Here is a 1,379-nt window from a genome sequence, read left to right on the forward strand (position 1 = left end):
TGCCCTAACGCTGCCTCAATTTCTCCCAATTCAATGCGGAAGCCCCGGATTTTTACTTGATTGTCAATTCGCCCGATGAATTCGATGTTTCCGTCTGGCAAATAACGAGCCAAATCACCGGTTTTATAAAGACGTGCCTGCGCGTCAAATGGATGGCGAATAAATTTTTCTGCGGTTAATTCGGGGCGGTTGAGATAGCCCCGCGCCAGACTGCTGCCGCCGATGTGCAGTTCCCCAGCTACGCCTACTGGTACTGGCTGCAAATGGGAATCCAGTAGATAAATCTGGGTATTTGCTATAGGTCTGCCGAGTGGAACTGTCTCGGAAATTCCTTTCAATTCCTCGCCATACACTTGATAGGTGAGTACGCCCACCGTAGCTTCTGTTGGCCCGTAGTGATTGAAAATCAGGCAATCGGGATTGATTTGACGAACCTTTTCAATTAGCTCCCAACTAGCAGCTTCACCGCCTAAAATTAGCCGTATTCGCGGCAAAATAGACTCGGCGATAGAAGTTAAAAGAGCAGCAAGGTGCGAGGGAACAATCTTGAGGCAATCGATAGAATGGCGGCGGAAATATTGGGCCAGCGCTTCTGGATCGGTTGCGCGCTCCTGGGATACTATATGGAGGCATCCACCCGAACAAAGTGCCGGGAAAATAGCTGTATTTCCTAAGTCGGCGGCGAAGGTAGAAACGGTGGCAAAACTGGCACCTGATGGCAGGTTTAATCTTTCCTCAATAGCGTACAGGTAATTGAGCAGTTGCCGGTGTTCGATCGCGACTCCTTTGGGCGTGCCAGTGGAACCGGAAGTATAGATGACGTAAGCTAAATTGTCAGAAGAGGCGCGAGGCGTGTAACAGACAGAAGTAGTGGGAATGTCTGTATCGATGAAAACAATATTTGCGTGAGTTTTCGGCAAGCTTTCAGCGAGTCGCTGTTGCGTTAGCAGCACCTGCACTCGGGCATCTTCTAGCATGAGTGCCTTGCGATCTGCTGGGGTTGCCGGGTCTATTGGTAAATACGCGGCTCCTGCTTTGAGAATGCCTAGCATTCCCACAATTATTTCTAAAGAGCGATGCGCGCAAATTCCGACAATTGACTCTGGCTCAACTCCCTGTTTTTGCAGGTGATGGGCGAGTTGATTGGCGCGATGGTTGAGTTCTCGGTAGGTGATTGTTTGGTTTTCAAAGATGACGGCAATGGTGTCTGGGTTGCGTTCTGCTTGTTCTTCAAAAAGCTGGTGAACGCATTTGTCTGTCGGGTAATCTTTCTGGGTTTGGTTGAACTCGACGAGAAGCTGGTGACGATCGCGATCGCTCAGTATATTTAATTGACTGATGGGTATTTGTGGATTTTTTAAGGCACTTTCTAACACAGC

1 protein-coding gene is annotated in these 1,379 nt (G+C 48.9%); it reads right to left on the reverse strand.

Translation table 11 applies throughout. The features are described 5' to 3' along the window. Positions 1-1,379, reverse strand: a 1,379-nt coding sequence (locus QUA45_RS28805; RefSeq protein WP_333223358.1) for an amino acid adenylation domain-containing protein, incomplete at both ends; no start/stop codon positions are given.

The organism is Microcoleus sp. Pol12A5 (genome assembly GCF_036701435.1).
Lineage (GTDB): Bacteria > Cyanobacteriota > Cyanobacteriia > Cyanobacteriales > Microcoleaceae > Microcoleus.